The organism is Litchfieldella rifensis (assembly GCF_042646605.1).
Classification (GTDB): domain Bacteria; phylum Pseudomonadota; class Gammaproteobacteria; order Pseudomonadales; family Halomonadaceae; genus Litchfieldella; species Litchfieldella rifensis.
This window is the reverse complement of record NZ_JBHRUG010000019.1, coordinates 233,609-255,093: the sequence shown is the minus strand read 5'-3', so window position 1 is coordinate 255,093 and position 21,485 is coordinate 233,609. Positions and strand designations below refer to the sequence as shown.

The window sequence follows — 21,485 nt, the reverse complement described above, 5'->3', positions numbered from 1 at the left end:
ATCAGCGTCACGCTCGACAGGCTAGTCCGACTCCTCCTGACGCGGAACGGGATGCGGCGGGTAGGTGCGCTCCTCGGGGGGCGGCGGAAAATATTGATACAGCCAGGTCTCGCTGAGAAGCCTGCCATCGCCTTCCAGCACCATGCGCATGTCCACCGGCTCTACCGAGTCATCGGTCGGATACCAGTCGAACAGGATGCGTAAAGCGTTGACGGGCTCGACCCGCAGTATTTGAACATCACGCACCTCACCTCTGGCGGCTTCGATTCGGGGGTGGATAGCGGTATTGCGCCCCAACAGCATCTCGATGTCGCCACCGACGAAATCCACCGCGAAGCGCCGCGCCCACACCTCAGGATAATACTCGCCCGGTGCCCACCCCTCGGTGAACCCCCCCATGCCACTGCGCGTGGAGCGGATCGTGGCCAGATCGGTGGATACCGGCGGCTCTCCACTCCAGTAGAGTCGATAGCTGAAATTCAGCGTTTGGCCCGCTTCTATCGGCTGTGCCGGATGCCAGAAGGCGACGATGTTGTCCGTGGTTTCACCCGTGGTGGGAATCTCCAGCAATTGAATTTCGCCTTCCCCCCACCCCTCCTTGGGCTCGACCCACAGGCTCGGCCGCTTGTGATAATAGCCGACGACGTCTTCGTAGTGGGTGAAGTCCCGATCGGTCTGGAGCAGCCCGAAGCCTTTGGGGTTGTGATCGACGAAGGAGCTGAGCTGTACCCGCGGCGGGTTGTTGAGCGGCCGAGTCACCCACTCGCCGTTGCCGCGCCACATCGTCAGGCGGTCGGAGTCGTGGATCTGCGGATGAATGGTGTCGCACATGCGTCGCTGGTGGGTGCCACAACTGAACATGCTGGTCATCGGTGCGATGCCGAGTTGGGTGATCGCCTGGCGCATGAAGAGATGCTTGTCGATATCCATCACCACGCGCTCGTCCTCACAATGGATGACGAAGCGATAGGCACCGGTCAGGCTGGGAGAGTCGAGCAACGCATAGGCGGTGAAGGTGGTACTGTCCGGCTTCGGCGTCTCCAGCCAGAAGCGCGTGAAGTCCGGGAACTCCTCTGGCGTATCGAAGTAGACATTGACCGCCGCGCCGCGCGCCGACAGGCCATATTGGTAGGTATCGGTGACGGCACGGAAATAGCTCGCGCCAAGAAAGGAGACGATGTCCCGCTCGGTCAGCGAAGGCGCCTTGAACACACGAAACCCGGCGAAGCCCAGATCGCCCTGCAACTGCGATACGTCGACACCGCTCCGCTGGTAATTGAAGAGCTCGGGATGGAAGTGGATCTCCCTGGCCTGTTGCGTCTCGGGATTCAGCGAGTACATGCGCACCGCCAGATCGAACCCCATGCCGACATGGAAGAACTGCACATCGAGCTGGCCATCGAGCTTGCGCCACAACGAATGCTCGGCATCGTAGCCGATCTCGTTGTATTGCTGCGGGCTCAAATCGGCCAGCGTGGGGGGTAACGTCACCACGTTGCGGGCATAGGACTCGGTTGCCAACTCACGGGCCATCTGCTGTAACTTGTTGAAATCGAAAAACTGTGCCTCACCATCGCTGATGCCGGTGCCCGCGTTGGCTGCATTGGCCGCCGCGAATAGCGACGCCGAAGGCAGGCCGGTCCAGGCGGCCAGGGCCAGAGAGCTCTTCAACAGGCTTCTACGATCCATGAATAGTCGTCCTGTGTGGGAACCATCGATTGATGCCCGAGCGAATGCGATCGGGCAACCCGTATCAATCATCAGTGATGAGACGGCTGTCATGCCCCACGGTTCACTGATGCGTCAGGTTTTCGGCGACTCGGTAGTATCCAGTGCCTGAACCCGCGCTGATCCGGCAGGCCAGTCCGTGGCTCCCCGTTACCTGCCCAGCGTGGCCAAGCGTGCCGCTTCCACGACCTCGATCCAGTAACCGTCGACGTCCTTGATAAACACCACGTCCTTCATCTTGCCCTGATCGGGGCGCTTGATGAATTCGACCTGGTTGGCGTCGAACCAGGCCACGGCGGCATCCAGATCGGGTACCGAGAAGCAGATGTGGCCGAAGCCCTGGGGCTCGGCGTTGCCGTCGTGATAGGCGAAGTCATCCTGGGCCTCGGTACCCCAGTTGTGGGTGAGCTCGAGCAGCCCCTTCTGGCTGAAGGTCCACACGGTGCGCTCGCCCCCGTCTTCCGGCACCTGATCGTCATCCTCCAGCTTGGCCAGGAAGTACAGCGAGAAGCGCATCTCCTCGAAGTCCAGGCGGCGCATCACGCGCATGCCGAACACCCGGCTGTAGAAGGCCAGCGACTTCTCCGGATCCTTGACCCGCAGCATGGTGTGATTGAGCCGAAAGCCGTGGGACTCGGCAGTCGGTTCCTGGACGCCGGGATACTGCTCGCCTTGAAAACTCATCGTGGTCTCCTTGTTACCGGTTCAATCCTGTCAATAGTGTATGGGGACGACCGGGGGGCATTGCCACCCCGGCCGTCGGTTTCGCTACACGGCCCCCTCACTCATCAGCATGCCGATATGCTCGGCCTGACGAATCGCCAGTGCGACGATGGTCAGCGTGGGATTCTCCGCTGCCGAGGTGGTGAACTGGCTGCCGTCGGAGATGAACAGGTTGGGGATCTCGTGGCTGCGGCCGTAGGCGTCGCACACCCCATCCTCGGGCCGCGCGCTCATGCGGCAGGTGCCCAGGTTGTGGGTCGAGGGATAGGGCGGCACCTCGTAGACGTCCCTGGCGCCCACCGCCCGGTACAGCTCGGCCCCTCGACGATAGGCGTGCTCGCTCATGGCGACGTCGTTGGGATGGTCGTCGTAGTGGACATTGGCCACCGGCAGGCCGTGCTGGTCCTTGACCTCGCCGTTGAGGGTGATGCGGTTGGTCGCGCGCGGCATGTCCTCGCCGACCAGCCACATGCCGGCCATGTGATCGTACTGGTCCAGCGCGCCGGCGAAGCGCTTGCCCCAGGCCCCAGGGTCGAGGAAGGCGGCCATGAACGGCAGTCCCAGCGAGAGGGTTTCCATCTCGTAGCCGCCGACGAAGCCGCGCGAGGGATCGTGATGCGACTCGTCGGAGACGATCCCCGCCATGGTGGTGCCGCGGTACATGTGCACCGGCTCGTCGAAGGTGGCGTACACCGAGCCGGTCATGTGGCGCATGTAGTGGCGTCCCACCAGCCCCGAGCCGTTGGCCAGCCCGTCCGGGAATCGCGAAGTCGCGGAGTTGAGCAGCAGCCGCGGCGTTTCGATCGAGTTGCCGGCCACCGCTACCAGGCGCGCCTTCTGCCGCTGCCGGTTGCCTTCGGCATCGACGTAGACCACGGCGGTTACCTTGCCGCTGTCGTCGTGCTCGATCTGCAGCACCTGCGACTGCGGGCGCAGTTCCATGTGGCCAGTGGCGATGGCGGCGGGCAGCTCGGTGTAGAGCGTCGACCATTTGGCTCCCACCTTGCAGCCCTGGAAGCAGAAACCGCGCTGCTGACAGGCGGGTCGGCCGTCACGGGTATCGCTGTTGATGGCCATGTGGCCGGTATTGCACGAATAGCCCAGCTTCTGCGCCCCGGCGTACATCACCTTGAAGTTGTTGTTGCCCGGCAAGCCCTTGATGTCGTGGGTGCGGGTCACGCCCATGCGGTTTTCGGCGTTGTCGTAGTAGGGCGCCAGATCGTCGTAGGTCAGTGGCCAATCGAGCAGATTGGCGTCTTCCACCGCGCCGTACTCGCTGAGGGCGCGGAACTCGTGGGGCTGGAAACGCAGGCTGGCGCCGGCCCAATGTACCGTGGTGCCGCCCACCGACTTGACGATCCAGGCCGGCAGGCCGGGAAAGTCCCTGGCCAGCCGGAAGCTGCCGGAGGTGGTGCGCTTGTCCAGCCACGAAAGCTGGCTGAACGAGGCCCACTCGTCGGCCTGAAAGTCGCTACGGGTGTGCAGGGGGCCGGCCTCCAGCACCACCACATCGATGCCCTGCTGGGCGAGCTCGTTGGCCAGGGTGCCGCCGCCGGCACCGGAGCCGATGATCACCGCCACGCTGTCATCGTTGTGGCCGAAAGTCTTCTGGTTGTCGGTCATGGCCATGATGGCTGCTCCTCTCGTTGTTCTTGAATGGCATCGGAACCCGAAGATTCAGGCACTCTCGCCCGGCAGATAGCCGCCATCCGGCTGCGGGGGATCGGGCAGCCAGGTCAGATCGTTGAAGCCCTTGGTCAGATAACCGCTATCCCCTTCGGCACCCTGATAGCCGAAGTGGGCATAGGCCAGGGGATTGTCGTAGAGCGAGACGATGGCACTGGATCGGATCTGTTCGAAGAACGGCGAGCCCGCCTGCGCCTCCAGTAGGGCGAAACGTCCCTCGTCGGGAAGCGCCAGCCAGTCGCCATCGGCGGTGGCGTCCAGATCGGCGATGCCGGACTGCAACAGCTCACGGATACCCTCGTCGCTCGCTTGTCGGTCGAGATCCTTGGCCACCAGGGCATAGACGGCATCCTCCAGGCCGGGGTGGGGGAATATCTGCTTGGCGATCCCGAGCAGCATGGTCCCCTCGCGGGAACTCAGGGTATCGAGCGACAAGGCCCAACTGCGCGAGGGCGCCAGCAGGGCGATGGGGCCGCTGGCAAAGGCCAGGGTGCCGACGATGGCGCCGCCGCTGGCCTTGAGAAAGACGCGGCGCGAAAGAGATGTGGATAGCATGGCGTGTCTCCCCTATCACGGGCTGACATGAGATACGGGCCTGTTGCAGGCCTGGTCCCGGGTCTTGTTGTGATTGTCTGCGGAAGCCGCGACCGGCTTCCTCTCCGAGACTAGGCCGCGGGACAGCGAGCCGGGTAACAACGGGTTACTACGTAGACCAAGGTCTGACGGAACATGAGCGGACGAGAGGCCGTAGTGGGAAAGCCGTGGGAGAAAGGCAGTACAAGCGCATGGTCAGTGCCGCGGGATAGCGCTAATGTAGAAGAGGCGATCACCATACCGAGGGATAACGTCATGTGTCGTGTCTATGCCTCCACCGATCCCCAGCGCTATGACAGCACCACCCGTTCCGTACGCCTGCAGGGCTGCGTAACCAGCGTGCGCCTGGAAAACGAGTTCTGGGAGATTCTCGAAACCCTGGCCTCGGAGCAGGGCATGTCGGCGGCGCAATTCATCAGTCAGCTGCATGCCGAGGTCATCGAGGACAGGGGGGTGGTACCCAACCTGGCTTCCATGCTGCGAGTCGCCTGTGCCGTACATCTGCACCTTCGCGCCCAACCGGCCACACCGGCGGCCCACTCTCGCAAACTGGCCTGACGAACCGCCGATGCGATTGCTCTGGACGCGAACATCGCTCTTCAGCATGCGCCTGTGGCTCGTCGGCCTGTTGCTGGCCGTAGCGATCTCGGGTTGCGCCAGCCGGGGCATTGCCACCCACGATACGACGGATGCCTCCACCAACCTTTCCATCGAGCGCGCCCTGATCCTGGCCAATGCCAAGCAGGCGCTGGGCACGCCGTACCGCTTCGGCGGCAATACCTCGCAGGGTCTGGACTGTTCGGGGCTGGTGGAAATGACTTATCGCGCCGCGGGCATTCCTGTGCCACGTACCGCCGCGCAGCAGTTCCGTGAATTGCCGAGTGTCGACGAGGCCCGTCCCGGCGACCTGCTGTTCTTCGGTTCGCGCAGCAAGGCCACCCACGTGGGCATCTACCAAGGCAACCGACAGATGATTCACGCCCCTGGCCGAGGCCGCGAGGTGGTCAGCGTGCCACTGGATATCTCCTACTGGCAGGAGCACTTCCTTGGTGCCGCGGGGCCAGCGCCTTGATGGCATGCATGGCACCCTTCGGCTTGATACCTGTCACTGTAAGGTAGCGGGACATGGTGCGACGAAAACCATGACGCCCCCATGATTCACCGGCCAACATGGACCCCCTAGATGACTTCGATGCCACAGCAGATCCCCGTTACCGATCTGACGCAGAACGTCTCCCCCCGCGGGCCCTGGACGCACACTTCGACGGGCGAGCCACGCGGTTACGTGGACTTTCAGCGTCTGAAGGAACTGTGGATTCACACCGGCACGGCCTGCAACCTGGCCTGCCCGTTCTGCCTGGAAGGCTCGCGACCGGGGGATGACCGCCTCAACGCCATGAAGCTCGACGATCTGCGGGCGTATTTCGACAAGGCCGTGGACCTCGGCGTCGAACAGTTCTCCTTCACCGGCGGTGAACCCTTCGTCATCAGGGGTTTCATCGATATCCTCGCCTACGCCAGCACGCGCCGCCCATGCTTCGTGCTGACCAACGGCACCGACCCACTGCTGCGTCGCACCCACCAGTTGCTGCCGCTCAAGGAACAGCCTTACCCGATCCGCTTTCGTGTCAGCCTGGATCACCCGGATGCGGCGCGCCACGATAGGGACCGCGGCGAGGGCAGCTTCGCCAAGGCGCTGGAGGGCATCCGCTGGTTGCACGACAACGGCTTCGAGGTCTCCATTGCGCGGCAGATGGACCCGGACGAGGACGGCGAGGCCGTCGAGGACGCGTTTCGGCGCATCTTCCGGACCGAAGGCATTCCCGAGGACCTGGCCTTCACCGCCTTTCCCGACTTCGGTCCACCGGGCTCGGAAGACGAGACGCCGGAAATCACCCGGACCTGTATGGAGAAATACCCCACCGCCGAGAGCCGGGCGCACTTCATGTGCAGCTATAGCCGCATGCTGGTCAAGCAGAACGGCCGGGTGCGGGTCTACGCCTGCACCCTGGTCGACGACGACCCGGACTATGGCGCCACCAGCAGCCTGCGCGAGAGCCTCGAGACCCGTATGATGCTGCGTCACCATCGCTGCTTCAGCTGCTACCGCTTCGGCGCCAGTTGCAGCGCGCCGTGATGGTGCTTGCCCCCACGATCCTGCAGGCCAGGCGGAAAGACTCGCCATGCCTTGTGATTTCAACATCCGCTATTGGTTTAATTTATTCTTATCAATAATTGCCTACTTTAAATTTTGTTAACCATTCAATATCGACTATTAAAAGATATCTTCAGCAAATGTTTTCTGGAATTACTCTGCTCTCCTGACTAAGTTGAATCATGCACCACATAATGTATGAGTGACCCCGTGTTTTTGAACTACGGCGCGAGGGATAGTTGTGTGTGAATAGCGCCGTCAACTTCCCGAAAGAGGAACCGCGCTATGCCATCTTCTTTGACGTACCCTGGCGTTTATATTGAAGAAATCCCTAGCGGAGTTCGAACCATCACCGGGGTTTCCACTTCCATCACCGCCTTTGTCGGCCGCGCGCTGCGCGGCCCGGTCAACACTACGGTGCGAGTGCAGAGTTTCGCCGAGTATTCGCGCCTCTTCGGTGGTTTATGGCAACCCAGTACGATGAGTCATGCCGTCAACCAGTTTTTTCAACATGGCGGCAGCGATGCATTGATCGTGCGGGTATTCAATGGCGATATCGCCGCAAGTACGGCCACCGTCACACTGCCGACCGATTCGAGCAATCTGGTGCTGGAAGCGGCCAGCCCCGGCGTATGGGGGAGTGCACTGCGCGCGACGGTCGATCACGAGACCCGCGATACCGGCGATGACCTGCTGTTCAATCTGCTCATCGAGGAACTGGACCGCCCGGGTGGCACCACGGTGGTCGGTTCCGAGCAGTTCCGCAATGTCTCGGTCGACCCACTGAGTCCGCGCTTCGTCGATACCATCCTCAACGAGCAATCGGCGCTGGTCAGTGTGCGCACCTCGGCCCCGACCGACGAGAGCCCGACCGATGGCACCATCGCCGTGGCGAACCCCGACGGCACGGCCACCACCAATGGCACCCTCGGCAGCAACGGCAGCGATATCGCCGACGCCCAGATCACCGGTGACCGCGATGCCCGCACCGGGCTGTTCGCCCTCGAGGCGGCCGATCTGTTCAACCTGCTGTGCATACCGCCGCTCACTCCCACCACCGACCTGCTTGACGCCACCTGGGCGGCGGCGGCGAGCTACTGCCAGGAGCGGCGCGCGGTGCTGATCGTCGACGCCCCGGCGGCGTGGACCGCCAACCCCGACACCGCAATCGGCGATGCGGAAACCGGCGTCAATGGCTTGCGCGCCACCATCGGCAACGACGATGCGATCAACGCCATGGTGTATTTCCCGCGCCTGCGCATGCCCGACCCGCTACGCGAGAACCGGCTCGCCGATTTCGCACCCTGTGGCGCGGTGGCTGGCATCATCGCCCGCACCGATGGGCAGCGCGGGGTGTGGAAGGCGCCGGCGGGGCTGGCCGCCTCCTTCTCCGGCATCCAGGGGTTCACCTACACCATGACCGACCGCCAGAACGGTGTGCTCAACCCGGTCGGCCTCAATTGCCTGCGCAGCTTCCCCGTCGCCGGTCATCTGGTATGGGGCTCGCGTACCCTCGCCGGGGCCGACCTGCTGGCCTCGGAATGGAAATACATCCCGGTGCGCCGGCTGGCGCTGTTCATCGAAGAAAGCCTGTTCCGCGGCACGCAATGGGTGGTGTTCGAGCCCAACGACGAGCCGCTATGGGCGCAGATTCGCCTCAATATCGGCGCCTTCATGCAGAACCTGTTCCGCCAGGGCGCCTTCCAGGGCACGACCCCGCGTAACGCCTACTTCGTCAAGTGCGACAGCGAGACCACCACCCAGAACGACATCGACCGCGGCATCGTGAACATTCTCGTCGGCTTCGCGCCACTCAAGCCCGCCGAGTTCGTGGTCATCAAGATCCAGCAAATGGCCGGTCAGGTCGAGGTGTAAGGAGACACTCCCATGGCACAGTTCAGCGTCAATGCACAGCGCTTCGATCCATACAAGAACTTCAAGTTTCGCGTGAAATGGGATGGCCGCTACGTGGCGGGCGTCAGCAAGGTCGGTGCACTCAAGCGCAGCACCGAGCTGGTCGAGCATCGCGAAGGCGGCGACCCGTCCACCTCGCGCAAGTCCCCCGGCCGTACCAAGTACGAGGCCATCACGCTGGAGCGCGGCGTCACCCATGACGTCGAATTCGAGCAATGGGCCAACAAGGTGTGGAACTTCGGCTCGGGGCTGGGTGCGGAAGTCTCGCTGCAGGATTTCCGCAAGGACATCATCATCGAGGTCTACAACGAGGCCGGCCAGCTTGCGCTCGCCTACAAGGTATACCGCTGCTGGGTATCGGAATACCAGGCCCTGCCCGATCTCGACGCCAACGCCAATGCCGTCGCCATCCAGACCCTCAAGCTCGAGAACGAGGGCTGGGAGCGCGACTACGACGTCACCGAACCGACCGAACCCAGCTTCACCGAACCGGCCTGATGACCATGGTTGCCCTGACTGCGCAGCGTGTCCTGTCCGTCTGGGAGAACGGCCAACGGCGCCATCCCATCGACCGCGCGTTGCTGCTCTACGCACTAGCCGAACCGGACATCCCATCCCGGCGGCTCGCCGATGCTCCGCTCGGGGCGCGCAATGCGGCCCTGCTGCGCTGGCGCCAGGCGTGCTTCGGCACGCGGCTGGTGGCATGGGCCGACTGCCCGGCGTGCGGCGAAAGGCTGGAATTCGTGCTCGATCCGAGCCAATGGCCGCCGGCATCCGCCAACGACACGGACACGATCGAGATCGGGGAGCATCGCTTTCAGCGTCCCACCAGTCGCCATCTGGCACGGCTGGTGACGTTCGATGACGAGCAGGCGGCCGCGCGGCAACTGCTGTGTGAGTGCGCCTTGGCGGCCGACGCGCTGCCACGGCACGAGCCGGCCTTCAGCGAACTGCTCGAGGCCGTCGATGCCGCCATGGACGAATTCGATCCCTGGGCCGACCTGTCGCTTGCCATTCACTGTCCGGCCTGCGGTCACGACGACAACGCGCGCTTCGATATCGCCAGCTACCTGTGGGAAGAGATCGACAGCCGGGCCCGGCATCTGCTCGACGACATCCATGCCCTGGCGCAAGCCTACGGCTGGACCGAGCCCGCCATTCTCGCGCTGAGCGAGACCCGCCGTGCCGCCTATCTGGCAAGGGTGCAGTCATGAGTGGCCTGTTGCGGCGCCTCGCCCGGCAAGCCACCGGCCAGGCCCCAGCCCGGGTCCACGCCCCGGCACGCCTGCCTTACCATGCCGCTCCCGACCCGTTGTCCGAGGAAGCGTCGAGCCCTCTGACGACGCCGGCGCCACGCGGGACGGATACGCCGCACCCTGCCGATGCCACTCCCGCGCCCATGACGGCATCGACCACCGCCGATACGTCTGCGCCGATCGCCCCCCCGCCACCCCCACTGATCGGGGAAGCCCCGAGAGGCGACGTAAGCGACCCGACACCGGCCGATACTGAGACGCCGACAACTGTCCGGACGACGCCGGCACCCTCGGATGCTGCGCCCATTGCGGCGCAGGCCACGCCGCCAGGACCGGAAGAAACGCCCGATGCATGGGACGCACGCATCGAACCGGCCAGCGTCGCGCACCGGCGCGAGGCGGCGGAAATGCCGACCTCAAAGGCACCGGATGTCGCGGCGGCATCGACACGCGACACGCCGTACCCGCCCGAGCCTGAGCGGCAAGCACCACCCGAGGCCCTGCTGCCGCCGCTTGTCGACCGGCCGCTCACCCCGCGTTCGACCGCCGCGGCCACACCCTCGCTAGCCGCCGACAGCGCGGCCGAGGTGCATGTGCATATCGGGCGCATCGAGGTGACGGCGGTACAGGAGCCGGCTCCGACCAAGCGTCCCTCGAAGCGCGGGCCGTCCCCCATGTCACTGGATGAGTATCTGGCCAGCCGCCGGGGGAGCCGATCATGAGCAATGCCCTGGCCATCGCCGGCGTCACTGCCGTGCTGCGCGATCGCCTCAACGACGGGTTGGTCAACCACAACGTCAGCGGCGTACTCGGCAGCACCGTCACGGTCAGCGTGCTGCCCCCCGACCGCGTCGTTCCCGTCGACGGCACGGAAGCGAGCCAGCTCAATCTGTTCCTCTATCAGGTCACCCCCAACACCGGCTGGCGCAACGAAGACCTGCCCGCCCACGACGCCGCCGGTCGTCAGCGGCTCACCAACCCGCCGCTGGCCCTCGACCTGCATTACCTGATCTCCGCCTACAGCGGCGGCGACCTGCACGCGGAGATCCTGCTCGGCTACGCCATGCAACTGATGCACGAGTTTCCGGTGATCACGCGCGCCATGATCCGCACCGCGCTCACGCCTTCGCCCGATGTGGGGCTGGACCTGCCGCCGGCGTTGCGGGCCCTGGCCGACTGCGGCCTGGCCGACCAGGTGGAGCAGTTGCGCATCACCCCGCAGTTCCTCAATTCAGAGGAGATGTCCAAGCTGTGGACTGCCACCCAGTCCAACTATCGCCCCACCGCGGCCTACCAGGTGTCGGTGGTGCTGATCGCGGCGAGCCGACCCACACGCCCCACCCTGCCGGTCCTCACGCGCGGCGAGATCGACCCGGTGTCGGGCCGCGAGCGCGGCGTGGTGGTGACCCCGAGCCTGGTCCCGCCGCTGCCGATGATCGACGCCGTCGTCCCCGCCGACAACCAGCCCGTGGTGCGGCTGGGAGAAACGATCACCCTCGAAGGGCACCATCTCGATGGCGGCTCGCGCGAGGTGGTCCTGCGCAACGAGCGCGCGAGTGTCGAAGCGTCACTGCCCGCCAGCGGCCCGAGCGCAGCCGGGCACCTGGACTTCGTCATCCCTGCCGCGCGAGCGGACGATTTCCCGGTCGGGGTCTACGACGTCACGGCTCGTCTGGTGCGTCCCGGCGAGGTCGAGGCACGGCAGACCAACCGCCTGGCCTGCATCGTCGCCCCCCATATCACCAACCTGCCGCAGGCGGTGGCGCGTGACGGCGGTGGCGACGCCCATATCACCATCGACTTCACGCCCACCCTGCGTCCCGGCCAGATGGTCTCGCTGCTGCTGGGACAACAGGAGATCCTGCCCGAGAGCTTCGTGGCCCCCACCGCCACGCTCGAGTTCATTGTGGAAAACGCCGCCGCCGGCACCCCGCTCGCGCGCCTGCGCATCGACGGCATCGACAGTCCGGTGGTGGATCGCAGCACCTCCCCGCCGACCTTCTTCGATCACCGGGTCACGATCACATGAACGCGCCTTTCGATCGCGACTGGACCGTTGCCAATCAGCAATTGCTGGTGGCCGAGTTTGCGCGCCTACGCGCATTGCTGAGTGCTTGTGAGGTGGCACCGGCACAGGCGCAGGTCGAGACACTGCGCCAGCGCATGCCGGCGCCGGCGGCCATCGACACGCTCGCTCGGCTGTTCGAGCTCAGCGATTTCGAGCGCGATGTGCTGCTGCTCGCCGCGGGGGTGGAGATGGATGCCCGACTCGCCGCCCTGTGTGGCGAGGCCCTGGGCCGGCCGCAATGCCCCTGGGCCACCTTCGGCCTCGCCCTCGCTGCCTTGCCCGAAGCACACTGGAGCGCCATCGCACCCGTCGAGGCGCTACGCCGCTGGCGGCTGATCGAGGTCGACGACAGAGCCGGCCTCACCACTGGCCGCTTGACGCTCGACGAGCGCGTGCTGCATTTCATCGCTGGGCTGAACTATCTCGATCATCGCCTGCACCCGATGTTCACCGCCGTGCCGCCGGCCGGCCTCATGGTCGCCACCCATCGCACCATCGCCACCGATGCCGCGACCCGACTGCACGCACACCGCGGCCGGCTGCCGGTGGTCATGCTCACGGGCGACGATGAGGGCGGTCAACGCGATGTCGCCGCCACCCTGGCCGAGACCCTCGGCGTCTCGCTGTTTCAATTGCACGCCGCCGACATCCCCGCAGCGGTGCATGAGCAGGCCCGACTCGCCGCGTTGTGGCAGCGCGAAGCCGCCCTGCTCGGCAGCGGCCTGCTGATCCTCCAGAGCGATGCCGACGCCGGCCTGGGGCGCTTCGCCGAACAGGTGGACGGCCTGGTCATCGTCGCCGGTCGCCAGGCGCCAGGGGTGGACGGCGACTGTTTGCACTTCGCGGTCGACAAGGCCGAGGCGCCGGAGCAGCGCCGGCTGTGGCACACCGCCCTGGGTGAGAGAGCGGGACCGCTGAACGACACCCTCGACGGCCTCGCTAGCCAGTACCGACTCAGCGCCTGTCGCATCGCCCACGCCGCGGCGCAGCTCGACGGCGAGGATAGCGCCGGCGACCGCGCCACCCTGTACCGGCTGTGCCGTGGCGAGGGGGGCGGGCTGGGCGAACTGGCCCAGCCCATCGACGTGCGCGCCACCTGGGACGACCTCGTGCTGCCCGACGCCCAGCGCCGCAGCCTGGAACAGATCGCCGTGCACGCGCGCCACCGCATCACCGTGCATCACGATTGGGGGTTCGCCGGCAAGAGCGCACGCGGGCTCGGCATCGCCACGCTGTTCACCGGTGAGAGCGGCACCGGCAAGACGCTCGCCGCCGAGGTGCTGGCCAATACGCTTGGCCTGGCGCTCTACCGCATCGACCTGTCCGCCGTGGTCAGCAAGTATATCGGCGAGACGGAAAAAAACCTGCGCAAGGTCTTCGACGGGGCGGAGGACATCGGCGCCCTCCTGCTGTTCGACGAGGCCGATGCGCTGTTCGGCAAGCGCAGCGAAGTCAAGGACAGTCACGACCGTTACGCCAACATCGAGGTGAGCTACCTGCTCCAGCGCATGGAGGCCTATCGGGGCCTGGCCATCCTCACCACCAACCACAAGGCCGCCCTCGACAGCGCCTTCCAGCGCCGCCTGCGCTTCGTGGTGCACTTTCCGTTCCCGGACGCCACACAGCGTGAGGCGATCTGGCGCAGCATCTTCCCCGCCGACACACCGCTGGGCGAGCTCGACCCCGCCAAGCTGGCACGCCTCAACGTGGCCGGCGGCAATATCCACAACATCGCGCTCAGCGCCGCCTTCCTCGCCGCCGAAGCCGGCACGCCGGTGACCATGGCCCACTTGCGCCGCGCCGCCCACCTCGAGGCCGCCAAGCGCGAGCGGGCGCCTTCTGACGCCGAAACCCGGGGGTGGTCATGACGCGACTGGTGATTCACATCGACAAGCTGGTGCTGCGCGGCATCGACCGCAGCGATGCGGCCGCCGTTTCCGCCGGCGTTCAGGCCGAGCTGCAACGCCTGCTGGCCGAACCGGGCGCCGCCAGCGCATTGATCGCGGGTGGCGACAGGTATCGGCTCAAGGCCGGGCCCGTCCCATCGGCGCCCGCCGGCGGCCGTGCCCTCGGCCAGGCCATCGCCGGTGGCATCGTCGGGGGGACACGGTCATGACGCATCAGGCCCTGCTTCGCCCCGCGGCCAACGCCACCGACACCCCGGCGGGCATCCTGCAGCGCCAATGCGCCTGCGGCAATGCCGCATCAAACCTCACCGGCGAGTGCGAGGAGTGTCAGCGCGACAAGGCGCTCGGGGTGCAGACCAAATTGACGATCGGCGCCAGCGACGATCCACTCGAGCACGAAGCCGACCGCGCCGCGGCGCAGGTGATGCGCATGGGGCATGCCGAGGTGAAAGGCAGCGGCTCGCTGCCTACCCTCACCCGTCGCAGCAACCGTGCACAAGCCGGACACCAGGCCGAGGCACCGGCTAGCGTGCAACGTACCCTGCAGACCTCCGGTGAGCCGCTTTCACACGCGGCCCGGACCTTCTTCGAGCCGCGCTTCGGCCACGACTTCGGCAAGGTGAGGGTGCATCGCGACGCCGCGGCGGTCCAATCGGCACGCGACGTCAAGGCCCATGCCTATGCCGTCGGTCGGCACATCGCCTTCGATCACGGCCAGTATGCGCCGGACAGCCACGCCGGGCGCGAACTGATCGCCCATGAGCTGGCCCACGTCGTGCAGCAAGGCAACGCGGGAACACAAGCCGCCCACTCCCTCCCTCTGCGCCGGCGCAGTATCTTTCAGGAGATCGCGGGTCTCTTCGCGGGCGATGATTTCGATGAACAGACGCTGCAGGACTATCTGAGCCGCTTGCGTCGCACCCACCAGATCGAAGACTTTACCGACAGCGACAACAAGGCTCGCGCGATCGTCAAGGCATGGCACAAGGGCGACAGCCCCTACGTCCTCACTCAGGATCTCAAGGCCCTGCTCATCGAGGAGATGCTCAGTGGCTTTACCGGGGACGATGATGAACGCGCCATCCTGGAGCTGCTCGAACGCTCTTACAACTACGAGCTGGGCTACCTGTTCGGCTCCGGCGGCATCACCGTGGATGCCCTCAACCGCGCCTTCCAAGGCAGCGAGCAAGCCTGCCTGAGCGACTTCTTCACGCGCCGTTTCCGGGGCGGCGAGGGCGCACTGGCAAGCGGCACCGTCGAACCACAAGGCGAGCCAACCCCCTTCGGGGACGAGGTACCGACGCAATGTGCCTACAACGTCCGCTTTCCCGGCCTGGGCGTGGAGTGGTCGCTGCCCTGCGTCCTGGGCATCCTGTGCTCGGAAGATCGACAAGTCGTCGCCGATCTCACCCGCTTCGATGTCGAGGCAGTGAACCGCATCGAAGTGGACAAGTGGGAGTATCAAGGCGGCAACTGGAGCATCACGGACACCCGCACACCGTCCGGGGCCGCCGATCCCAATGCCACGCCTCCCGAAATAAAGCTCCTCTCTGCACGCAGCTGTGCTCAGGCGGCACGCATCATCGTGCACGAAGTGCGTCATCAGAATCAGCCACCCGGCAGTCGTTTCCAGCGCGAGCGCGACGCCTACATCTATACCGAACAGTGGGCCATCGATCGTGGCCTGCCCGGCTACGGCAACACTCTCCGGTCCACCGACCCACAGAGCGGCGCCCAGACCGTCGACACGTCCGCCGTCGAAGCCTATGTCAGGCAGCGCTATCCCGGTACCCAGGGCAGTGCCAATGAAACTATCGTCGGCCACCGCAGCAGCGACGACTTCACGGAAATCGCACCAGCCAATGGGCCCCACTATTTCCGCGCGCCCCAGCCCGGTGACAGTCATTGGGGCACGCCCCGCTTCCCGGGCGCTCGTCCCATTCCCCCCAGCGACTGGGTCTGCCCGGGACCACGCCCGGCGACCAGCCCCTCGCTGCCAGCCGGTGTGATTCGACGCGACTTCAATGACCGACTGCGCGATTCCGTGGGGGAGCTGTGAGATGAAGCCTGCCTATCTACGTGCCACACGGCCATCGCCGACCACTGCACCTGCCTGCCTGGGCTGTGGCGTATGTCCGCAGTGTCAGGCACCCCGACCGGGCTCGACGACGGTGCCATCGTCGGCGCCGCTGACCCCCTCCGTGCGTGGACCCATGGAGCGTGCTTTCGGCATCGATTTCGCCACTGTTCGTGTCCATGCGGATGCAACGGCCGCGGCACAGGCGGCACAACGTGGTGCCGCCGCCTTCGCGCAAGGCAACGACATCCACTTTGCCGCCGGGCGTTACGCGCCGGACACGACCCAGGGACGCCACCTGTTGGCACACGAGCTGGCTCATGTCGCCCAGCAACGGATCCCTGGCGGAAAGGCGGGCGACATGACGGCGGAACGAGAGGCCGAAGGGGCGGCCGAGCACGCCATGCGAGGAGAGCCCGTCAGCGTACGCCGGGCGGGCACCGGTATACAGCATCAGAATTCCCCCCATGACCGCATGATCGTCGAGCGGGCGCGCCGTCGCCTGGCACTGCTCGAACAGTACGAAGCGCAGTGGCAGGCACGCGAGGCGCGCCGCCTGCGCATCCGCCGTGAACGCGATCAGCGTCTCGCGGAACGCACCGCACTCGATCGCGCCGCGGCCGACAGCGGCGCCGATCTCGTCGAAGGGGTTGCCCCCGGTTCGCGCGAGGCGAGCGAACGTGACCTCATGGCAGGACTCAATCGCCAACCGCTCACCATCGACGTGAGCGAAGATGCCGTGACCTTCACGGTGCGTTTCCATATCCGTTTCGAAGACCCGGCCATGTCGGACCGTTACACCGAGCTGACCTCGGCCCTCCAGCAAGGGCTTGACCTGGTCTGGAACCAGCCGCTGAACAGCGACGTCTTCAGCGGGCGGCGCATGCAGGTGATTGCCCAGAACACCCCGGTCGCTCACGACGCGCCTCGCGACCATCGCTATTGGCTGATCACCGTACGCTCCACCGATAGCGCGCCCATCGAGTATCCCGGCTGCAACCTGCCGCAGAACGATTCTGGCGTGCCGACATCGGCGACAGATGCCACCTGCGACGGCGGTGTGATGAGCATTCCCCCACGCCACACCACCATGGGGGGAGTGCTTGGACATGAGCTGCTGCACCTGCTGGGGCTGGTGGACCGCTACACCAACATCGTCAGTGTTCGCCCCGACGGGACACGCATCAATGAAAACGCGCCCACGCGCGACACGCCGGACCGGCTCGATCCGCTGGGGGCGGAAGAGGGTCCCGTGCTACGCGAGGATCTCGCTTTCCTCTTCGAACACCTGGGGGTGTACGAGATGGAAGCCAATCGGGCGCTGGATGTCCTGACCCGGTTGGAAGGGGAGGGACTGAGTATCGGCCGGGTACGCGGCGAAATGCACCGGCTGCGCGAGATCATCCGGCTAGGCTACGACCCCAACAGCCTGATCCGCCCACGTCGCGACTTTACCGACCGGCTCATTCGCTCGGCGGAGGACCTTTGAGATGGGTGACTTCGACACGCGCCTCCGCCCGCCCTCGTCGCGCCTGCGGCTCGATCCGAGCCTGCGCTTCGGCTCGGCACCGGGGACACTGCCGCCGATTCCGGACGTGACGTTACCGCGGCCGTCGTTGCTCGGCCCGGCGGAAGGCTCCGCGACGCTCGACGGCTTCGCCTTCGGCAGTGCGGCGCTCACCGCGGATCATCAACGCCAACTGGCGGCGCTGGCCGGCTCGCTGCAGCGCCTGCTCGACAAAACTCCCAGCGGGCGCGTGAAAGCCGTCGGTCACACCGACGCCGTCGGCGAAGAGGCGGGTAACGATACGCTCGGCCAGGAGCGCGCCGATGCGGTGCGCGACGAACTGGTCGATCAGGGCCTGGAAGCGTCCGCCATCCAGACCCACAGCCTCGGCGAGAGCGTGCCGGTGATCGAAACGCCGCGCCGCGAGCCGCGCAACCGGCGCGTGGAGGTGTACTTCTCGCCCAATAGCGGCCTGAATCTGCGCGGCCTCCTGACCGAGGGCCTGAGCCGGCCCCAACCACTGAGTGCCACGCCGCCGCCGAACCTCATCACCCCGAGCATCGACTACTGCACGGTGTTTCCCGAGGAATGCCGCCCCGGGCGGCCGCCACGCGACCTGTTCACGCCGCTGCCGGCACGGCCCGAACAGCGCCTGCCCTCACTCAGCGATGCTGTCTGGCAACCCATCGACCGGGCGCTCGAACGCGGCCTGAACCGGCTCGGTATCCGCGACGAGTGGAATCAGCGGCTGCGTGATGCCGCCCGCTCCGGGGCCGCCAAGGGCGCCACCGAAATTCTCGATCGGGCCATGGATGCCGCCAACCTCACCGGCGAGACCCGTGAGGCGGTGGGTACGGCGCTGCGCGCCGCCGTTCAACTGGAGATTCCGTTCCGATGAGCAGCTTCCCCAACTCCCCGCGCGTGGTCAAAGGCGGCCTGGTACTGCTCGACCCGGCCTCGGCGCAGGTGCAGCGCGTGATCGCGCTGCAGTACAACCCGGACACCCTCACCCGTACGTTGCAGGCCCAGCACCTCGGCGAAGGCGCCGAACGCTCCGAGGCCCTGCGGCTCAAGGGCCCCGCGGTGGAGACACTCAAGCTCGAGGCGGAGATCGACGCGGCCGACCAGCTCGAATTCCCGGGCCAGCACAAGACCGTGGTCGCGTCCGGCATCGCCTCGCAGCTGGCGGTGCTCGAATCGCTGATCAATCCCGCGGCGGCGGACCTGCTGGCCAACCAGGCGCTCGCAGCGGCGGGCACGCTGGAGATCGCTCCCATGGAATCGGCGCTGGTGCTGTTCGTCTGGGGCGCCCACCGGATCGTGCCGGTACGGGTGAGCGACTTTTCGATCACCGAGGAGGCCTTCGATCCGTCGCTGAACCCCATCCGCGCCAAGGTCAACCTGGGGCTGCGCGTGCTGTCGATCGACGACCTGGGCTTCGATCACCGCGGCGGCAACCTGTTCATGGCCTACCTGCAATCGCGCGAACGACTCGCCTCGAAGGCCGCCACGGTCGGCTTCGAGGCCCTGGGACTCGGAGGCATTCCATGACCGATCCGCTCAAGGCCTTCATGCAGGCCAACGCCCTCACCGCCCCGGCCTTCGCGCCAGACAGCCGCTATCACGGGCTGGATACCGCACAATGGGCGCGGCCCGACGGCGCACTGGTCAGCTATGTACGCCGGCGCTTCATCCCGCCGCCGGAGAATTTCGCCACCCTGCACACGCACCGCGTGGCCGAGGGCGACCGACCGGACAACCTCGCCGCGAAATATCTCGGCGACCCGCAGCAATACTGGCGCCTGTGCGATGGCAACGGGGTGATGCGCGCCGATGAGCTGGTCGAAACCCTCGGCCGGCGCCTGCGCATCACGCTCCCCGAAGGCGTGCCGGGAGGGACGGATGTCTAGTGCCATCCACCTGAGCCTGATGATGGGGCCGGTCGTGCCGGTTCCCGTGCCGGCGATGATGATCGACGCCCTCGACTCGGTGACCACCACCAGCGCGGCGGGCGCGGCCAGCGGCTTTCAGTTGCGCTTCAAGGTGACCAGCAAGTCGCAGTTGAACACCATCTTCCTGATCGCCGTCGGCCAGAACACCAGCGTGGGCACGCCGCCGCTGCGCGTGGTGCTGATCGTGACCCTGAACGGCCGGCCGCAGCCGCTGTTCGACGGCGTGGTGACGAATGTGGAAGTGCAGGCCGGACAGCAGGGCCAGCCGGGCAGCATCACGGTGACCGGCGAGGACCTCACCAAGGTGATGGACATGCTCGACTTCAGTGGCCTGCCCTACCCGGCCATGCCGGTCGAGGCACGCGTGGCGCTGATCTGCGCCAAATACGCCGCCTTCGGCATCATTCCCCTGCCGATCCCGGCGCTGTTCCCGGACGTCCCGATCCCGGTCGAGCGCATCCCGGCGCAGCAGGGCACGGACCTGGCCTACCTGCGGCAACTGGCCGAGCAGGTGGGCCATGTGTTCTACATCGAGCCGGGCGAGGCCCCGCTGACGAACATTGCCTACTTCGGCCCCGAGACCAAGGTCGGCCCGCCGCAGCCCGCGCTCAACATCGACATGGACGCCCACACCAATGTCGAGTCGCTGAATTTCAGCTTCGATCCGACCAAGGGCGTGCTGCCGGTGGTGCTGATCCAGAATCCCCTCACCCGGGTGCCGATCCCGATCCCCATTCCGGACCTGAATCCTTTGCAACCGCCCCTCGGCGTCCTGCCGGCGCCCATCGCCAACCTGCGGATGCTGAAGGACACCGCCAAGATGAATCCCATGCAGGCCCTCTCCACGGGCCTGAACGAGGCGAAGAAATCGCAGGACGCGGTGAGCGGGACCGGCACGCTGGATGTGCTGCGCTATGGACGCCTGCTCAAGGCGCGCAAGCTGGTCGGCGTACGCGGCGCCGGCGTGGCCTACGACGGCCTGTACTACGTCGCGAACGTGACCAGCACCCTCAAGCGCGGCGAGTTCCGGCAGAACTTCAACCTCACCCGAAACGGGCTCGTTTCCCTCACCCCGACGGTGCCGACATGACCGAACACTACTACGGCAAATATCGCGGCCTGGTGCTCAACAACGTCGATCCGCTGCAGCAGGGCCGCCTGCAGGTTCAGGTGCCGGACGTGGCCGGGCTGACGCCCACCAGTTGGGCCATGCCCTGCGTGCCGCTGGCCGGACTGCAGAACGGCATGATGGCGTTGCCGGTGGTCGGCTCGGGCGTGTGGGTGGAATTCGAGCAGGGCAATCCGGACTACCCCGTCTGGGTCGGCTGCTTCTGGGGCAGCGCGGCCGAGGTACCGGCGCTGGCCCTGGCCTCGCCACCGGGCACTCCCGCCATCACCTTCCAGACGCCGCTGCAGAACGGCCTGACGATCTCCGACCTGCCCGGCCCCAGCGGCGGGATCATGCTCAAGAGCGCCACCGGCGCCACCCTGATCGTCAACGACACCGGCATCTACATCCAGAACGGCAAGGGCGCGGCGCTCACGCTGGTCGGCCCGACCGTGACCATCAACAACGGCGCACTCACGGTGACCTGACATGCCTGGACCACTCCTGCATCTTGGCGCAAGCGTCCTGTGTGCCCACGGCGGCACCGCCACCCCCACCACGCCCAATCCGCGCGTGCTGGTCAATGGCCAGCCGACGGTGGTGATGAGCGCGCCCTGGGTGATCGCCGGCTGCCCGTTCAATGTCTCGGGCGGTCCTTCGCCCTGCGTGACCGGGCAGTGGGTGGTCGCCGCCACCCGGGTGATGTCGAACGGCCAGCCACTGGTGCTCATGGACAGCCAGGCGGTGTGCACCCCCAACGGCACGCCGCTACTGCCCGTGGCGGCCCAAACCCGTGTCATCGGGAGCTGA

At 66.1% G+C, this 21,485-nt stretch carries 22 protein-coding genes; 18 read left to right on the top strand and 4 right to left on the bottom strand.

All coding sequences use genetic code 11. The annotated features are described in order from the left end of the window. Positions 1-21 precede the first annotated feature (21 nt). The 4 genes from ACFOEV_RS10535 to ACFOEV_RS10520 form a co-directional block, all read right to left on the bottom strand. The gene (locus ACFOEV_RS10535; protein ID WP_386773621.1) at positions 22-1,689 is read right to left on the bottom strand and encodes a glucan biosynthesis protein; all 1,668 of its coding nucleotides are present in this window, start codon (positions 1,687-1,689) and stop codon (positions 22-24) included. 189 nt (positions 1,690-1,878) lie between these two features. Further along, positions 1,879-2,412 (bottom strand): lactoylglutathione lyase, encoded by a 534-nt coding sequence (gloA, locus tag ACFOEV_RS10530; RefSeq protein ID WP_386773619.1) that lies wholly within the window; start codon positions 2,410-2,412, stop codon positions 1,879-1,881. Between the two features lie 84 nt (positions 2,413-2,496). Next, positions 2,497-4,080: a GMC family oxidoreductase gene (locus ACFOEV_RS10525; RefSeq protein ID WP_386773617.1), complete on the bottom strand. Its 1,584-nt coding sequence runs from the start codon at positions 4,078-4,080 to the stop codon at positions 2,497-2,499. A gap of 48 nt (positions 4,081-4,128) precedes the next feature. Beyond that, positions 4,129-4,692, bottom strand: a complete 564-nt coding sequence (locus ACFOEV_RS10520) for a twin-arginine translocation signal domain-containing protein (RefSeq protein ID WP_386773615.1) — start codon at positions 4,690-4,692, stop codon at positions 4,129-4,131. Positions 4,693-4,986: 294 nt separating this feature from the next. On the opposite strand from ACFOEV_RS10520, the gene ACFOEV_RS10515 reads away from it, so the two are divergent. The 18 genes from ACFOEV_RS10515 (at position 4,987) to ACFOEV_RS10430 (ending at position 21,485) form a co-directional block, all read left to right on the top strand. After that, positions 4,987-5,289, top strand: coding sequence for a ribbon-helix-helix domain-containing protein (locus tag ACFOEV_RS10515; protein WP_386773613.1), 303 nt, complete (start codon positions 4,987-4,989; stop codon positions 5,287-5,289). A gap of 10 nt (positions 5,290-5,299) precedes the next feature. Continuing rightward, the gene (locus tag ACFOEV_RS10510) at positions 5,300-5,803 is read left to right on the top strand and encodes a C40 family peptidase (protein WP_386773611.1); all 504 of its coding nucleotides are present in this window, start codon (positions 5,300-5,302) and stop codon (positions 5,801-5,803) included. 120 nt (positions 5,804-5,923) lie between these two features. Further along, positions 5,924-6,868 (top strand): radical SAM protein, encoded by a 945-nt coding sequence (locus tag ACFOEV_RS10505; protein ID WP_386773609.1) that lies wholly within the window; start codon positions 5,924-5,926, stop codon positions 6,866-6,868. Between the two features lie 303 nt (positions 6,869-7,171). Beyond that, a complete protein-coding gene (locus tag ACFOEV_RS10500) occupies positions 7,172-8,761 on the top strand; it encodes a phage tail sheath family protein (protein WP_386773607.1) in 1,590 nt (529 codons plus the stop codon). 12 nt (positions 8,762-8,773) lie between these two features. Beyond that, on the top strand, positions 8,774-9,298 hold the full coding sequence (locus ACFOEV_RS10495) for a phage tail protein (protein ID WP_386773605.1): 525 nt from the start codon (positions 8,774-8,776) through the stop codon (positions 9,296-9,298). Further along, on the top strand, positions 9,298-10,014 hold the full coding sequence (locus ACFOEV_RS10490) for a hypothetical protein (protein ID WP_386773603.1): 717 nt from the start codon (positions 9,298-9,300) through the stop codon (positions 10,012-10,014). Before ACFOEV_RS10495 ends, ACFOEV_RS10490 begins: the two co-directional genes overlap by 1 nt. After that, the gene (locus ACFOEV_RS10485) at positions 10,011-10,778 is read left to right on the top strand and encodes a hypothetical protein (protein WP_386773601.1); all 768 of its coding nucleotides are present in this window, start codon (positions 10,011-10,013) and stop codon (positions 10,776-10,778) included. The genes ACFOEV_RS10490 and ACFOEV_RS10485 overlap by 4 nt, the downstream gene beginning before the upstream one ends. Next, entirely contained in the window at positions 10,775-12,085 is a 1,311-nt protein-coding gene (locus ACFOEV_RS10480; RefSeq protein WP_386773599.1) for a DUF4255 domain-containing protein, read from the top strand. Before ACFOEV_RS10485 ends, ACFOEV_RS10480 begins: the two co-directional genes overlap by 4 nt. Beyond that, positions 12,082-13,992 (top strand): ATP-binding protein, encoded by a 1,911-nt coding sequence (locus tag ACFOEV_RS10475; protein ID WP_386773597.1) that lies wholly within the window; start codon positions 12,082-12,084, stop codon positions 13,990-13,992. Before ACFOEV_RS10480 ends, ACFOEV_RS10475 begins: the two co-directional genes overlap by 4 nt. Then, a complete protein-coding gene (locus ACFOEV_RS10470) occupies positions 13,983-14,240 on the top strand; it encodes a hypothetical protein (protein ID WP_386773595.1) in 258 nt (85 codons plus the stop codon). Before ACFOEV_RS10475 ends, ACFOEV_RS10470 begins: the two co-directional genes overlap by 10 nt. Further along, the gene (locus ACFOEV_RS10465) at positions 14,237-16,090 is read left to right on the top strand and encodes an eCIS core domain-containing protein (RefSeq protein ID WP_386773593.1); all 1,854 of its coding nucleotides are present in this window, start codon (positions 14,237-14,239) and stop codon (positions 16,088-16,090) included. Before ACFOEV_RS10470 ends, ACFOEV_RS10465 begins: the two co-directional genes overlap by 4 nt. A 1-nt stretch (position 16,091) precedes the next feature. Beyond that, entirely contained in the window at positions 16,092-17,597 is a 1,506-nt protein-coding gene (locus ACFOEV_RS10460) for an eCIS core domain-containing protein (protein WP_386773591.1), read from the top strand. Position 17,598: 1 nt separating this feature from the next. Then, positions 17,599-18,513: an OmpA family protein gene (locus ACFOEV_RS10455; RefSeq protein ID WP_386773590.1), complete on the top strand. Its 915-nt coding sequence runs from the start codon at positions 17,599-17,601 to the stop codon at positions 18,511-18,513. Next, positions 18,510-19,166 (top strand): hypothetical protein, encoded by a 657-nt coding sequence (locus ACFOEV_RS10450; protein ID WP_386773588.1) that lies wholly within the window; start codon positions 18,510-18,512, stop codon positions 19,164-19,166. The genes ACFOEV_RS10455 and ACFOEV_RS10450 overlap by 4 nt, the downstream gene beginning before the upstream one ends. Beyond that, a complete protein-coding gene (locus ACFOEV_RS10445; RefSeq protein ID WP_386773586.1) occupies positions 19,163-19,525 on the top strand; it encodes a LysM domain-containing protein in 363 nt (120 codons plus the stop codon). Before ACFOEV_RS10450 ends, ACFOEV_RS10445 begins: the two co-directional genes overlap by 4 nt. Beyond that, positions 19,518-20,657 (top strand): hypothetical protein, encoded by a 1,140-nt coding sequence (locus ACFOEV_RS10440; protein WP_386773584.1) that lies wholly within the window; start codon positions 19,518-19,520, stop codon positions 20,655-20,657. The genes ACFOEV_RS10445 and ACFOEV_RS10440 overlap by 8 nt, the downstream gene beginning before the upstream one ends. Then, on the top strand, positions 20,654-21,163 hold the full coding sequence (locus ACFOEV_RS10435; protein ID WP_386773582.1) for a phage baseplate assembly protein V: 510 nt from the start codon (positions 20,654-20,656) through the stop codon (positions 21,161-21,163). The genes ACFOEV_RS10440 and ACFOEV_RS10435 overlap by 4 nt, the downstream gene beginning before the upstream one ends. 1 nt (position 21,164) lies before the next feature. Next, on the top strand, positions 21,165-21,485 hold the full coding sequence (locus ACFOEV_RS10430; RefSeq protein WP_386773580.1) for a hypothetical protein: 321 nt from the start codon (positions 21,165-21,167) through the stop codon (positions 21,483-21,485).

Coding starts and splice junctions, on each gene's coding strand:
- ACFOEV_RS10535 (WP_386773621.1), bottom strand. CDS start 1,689: ATGGATCGTAGAAGCCTGTTGAAGAGCTCTCTGGCCCTGGCCGCCTGG.
- gloA (WP_386773619.1), bottom strand. CDS start 2,412: ATGAGTTTTCAAGGCGAGCAGTATCCCGGCGTCCAGGAACCGACTGCC.
- ACFOEV_RS10525 (WP_386773617.1), bottom strand. CDS start 4,080: ATGGCCATGACCGACAACCAGAAGACTTTCGGCCACAACGATGACAGC.
- ACFOEV_RS10520 (WP_386773615.1), bottom strand. CDS start 4,692: ATGCTATCCACATCTCTTTCGCGCCGCGTCTTTCTCAAGGCCAGCGGC.
- ACFOEV_RS10515 (WP_386773613.1), top strand. CDS start 4,987: ATGTGTCGTGTCTATGCCTCCACCGATCCCCAGCGCTATGACAGCACC.
- ACFOEV_RS10510 (WP_386773611.1), top strand. CDS start 5,300: ATGCGATTGCTCTGGACGCGAACATCGCTCTTCAGCATGCGCCTGTGG.
- ACFOEV_RS10505 (WP_386773609.1), top strand. CDS start 5,924: ATGCCACAGCAGATCCCCGTTACCGATCTGACGCAGAACGTCTCCCCC.
- ACFOEV_RS10500 (WP_386773607.1), top strand. CDS start 7,172: ATGCCATCTTCTTTGACGTACCCTGGCGTTTATATTGAAGAAATCCCT.
- ACFOEV_RS10495 (WP_386773605.1), top strand. CDS start 8,774: ATGGCACAGTTCAGCGTCAATGCACAGCGCTTCGATCCATACAAGAAC.
- ACFOEV_RS10490 (WP_386773603.1), top strand. CDS start 9,298: ATGACCATGGTTGCCCTGACTGCGCAGCGTGTCCTGTCCGTCTGGGAG.
- ACFOEV_RS10485 (WP_386773601.1), top strand. CDS start 10,011: ATGAGTGGCCTGTTGCGGCGCCTCGCCCGGCAAGCCACCGGCCAGGCC.
- ACFOEV_RS10480 (WP_386773599.1), top strand. CDS start 10,775: ATGAGCAATGCCCTGGCCATCGCCGGCGTCACTGCCGTGCTGCGCGAT.
- ACFOEV_RS10475 (WP_386773597.1), top strand. CDS start 12,082: ATGAACGCGCCTTTCGATCGCGACTGGACCGTTGCCAATCAGCAATTG.
- ACFOEV_RS10465 (WP_386773593.1), top strand. CDS start 14,237: ATGACGCATCAGGCCCTGCTTCGCCCCGCGGCCAACGCCACCGACACC.
- ACFOEV_RS10460 (WP_386773591.1), top strand. CDS start 16,092: ATGAAGCCTGCCTATCTACGTGCCACACGGCCATCGCCGACCACTGCA.
- ACFOEV_RS10455 (WP_386773590.1), top strand. CDS start 17,599: ATGGGTGACTTCGACACGCGCCTCCGCCCGCCCTCGTCGCGCCTGCGG.
- ACFOEV_RS10450 (WP_386773588.1), top strand. CDS start 18,510: ATGAGCAGCTTCCCCAACTCCCCGCGCGTGGTCAAAGGCGGCCTGGTA.
- ACFOEV_RS10445 (WP_386773586.1), top strand. CDS start 19,163: ATGACCGATCCGCTCAAGGCCTTCATGCAGGCCAACGCCCTCACCGCC.
- ACFOEV_RS10440 (WP_386773584.1), top strand. CDS start 19,518: ATGTCTAGTGCCATCCACCTGAGCCTGATGATGGGGCCGGTCGTGCCG.
- ACFOEV_RS10435 (WP_386773582.1), top strand. CDS start 20,654: ATGACCGAACACTACTACGGCAAATATCGCGGCCTGGTGCTCAACAAC.
- ACFOEV_RS10430 (WP_386773580.1), top strand. CDS start 21,165: ATGCCTGGACCACTCCTGCATCTTGGCGCAAGCGTCCTGTGTGCCCAC.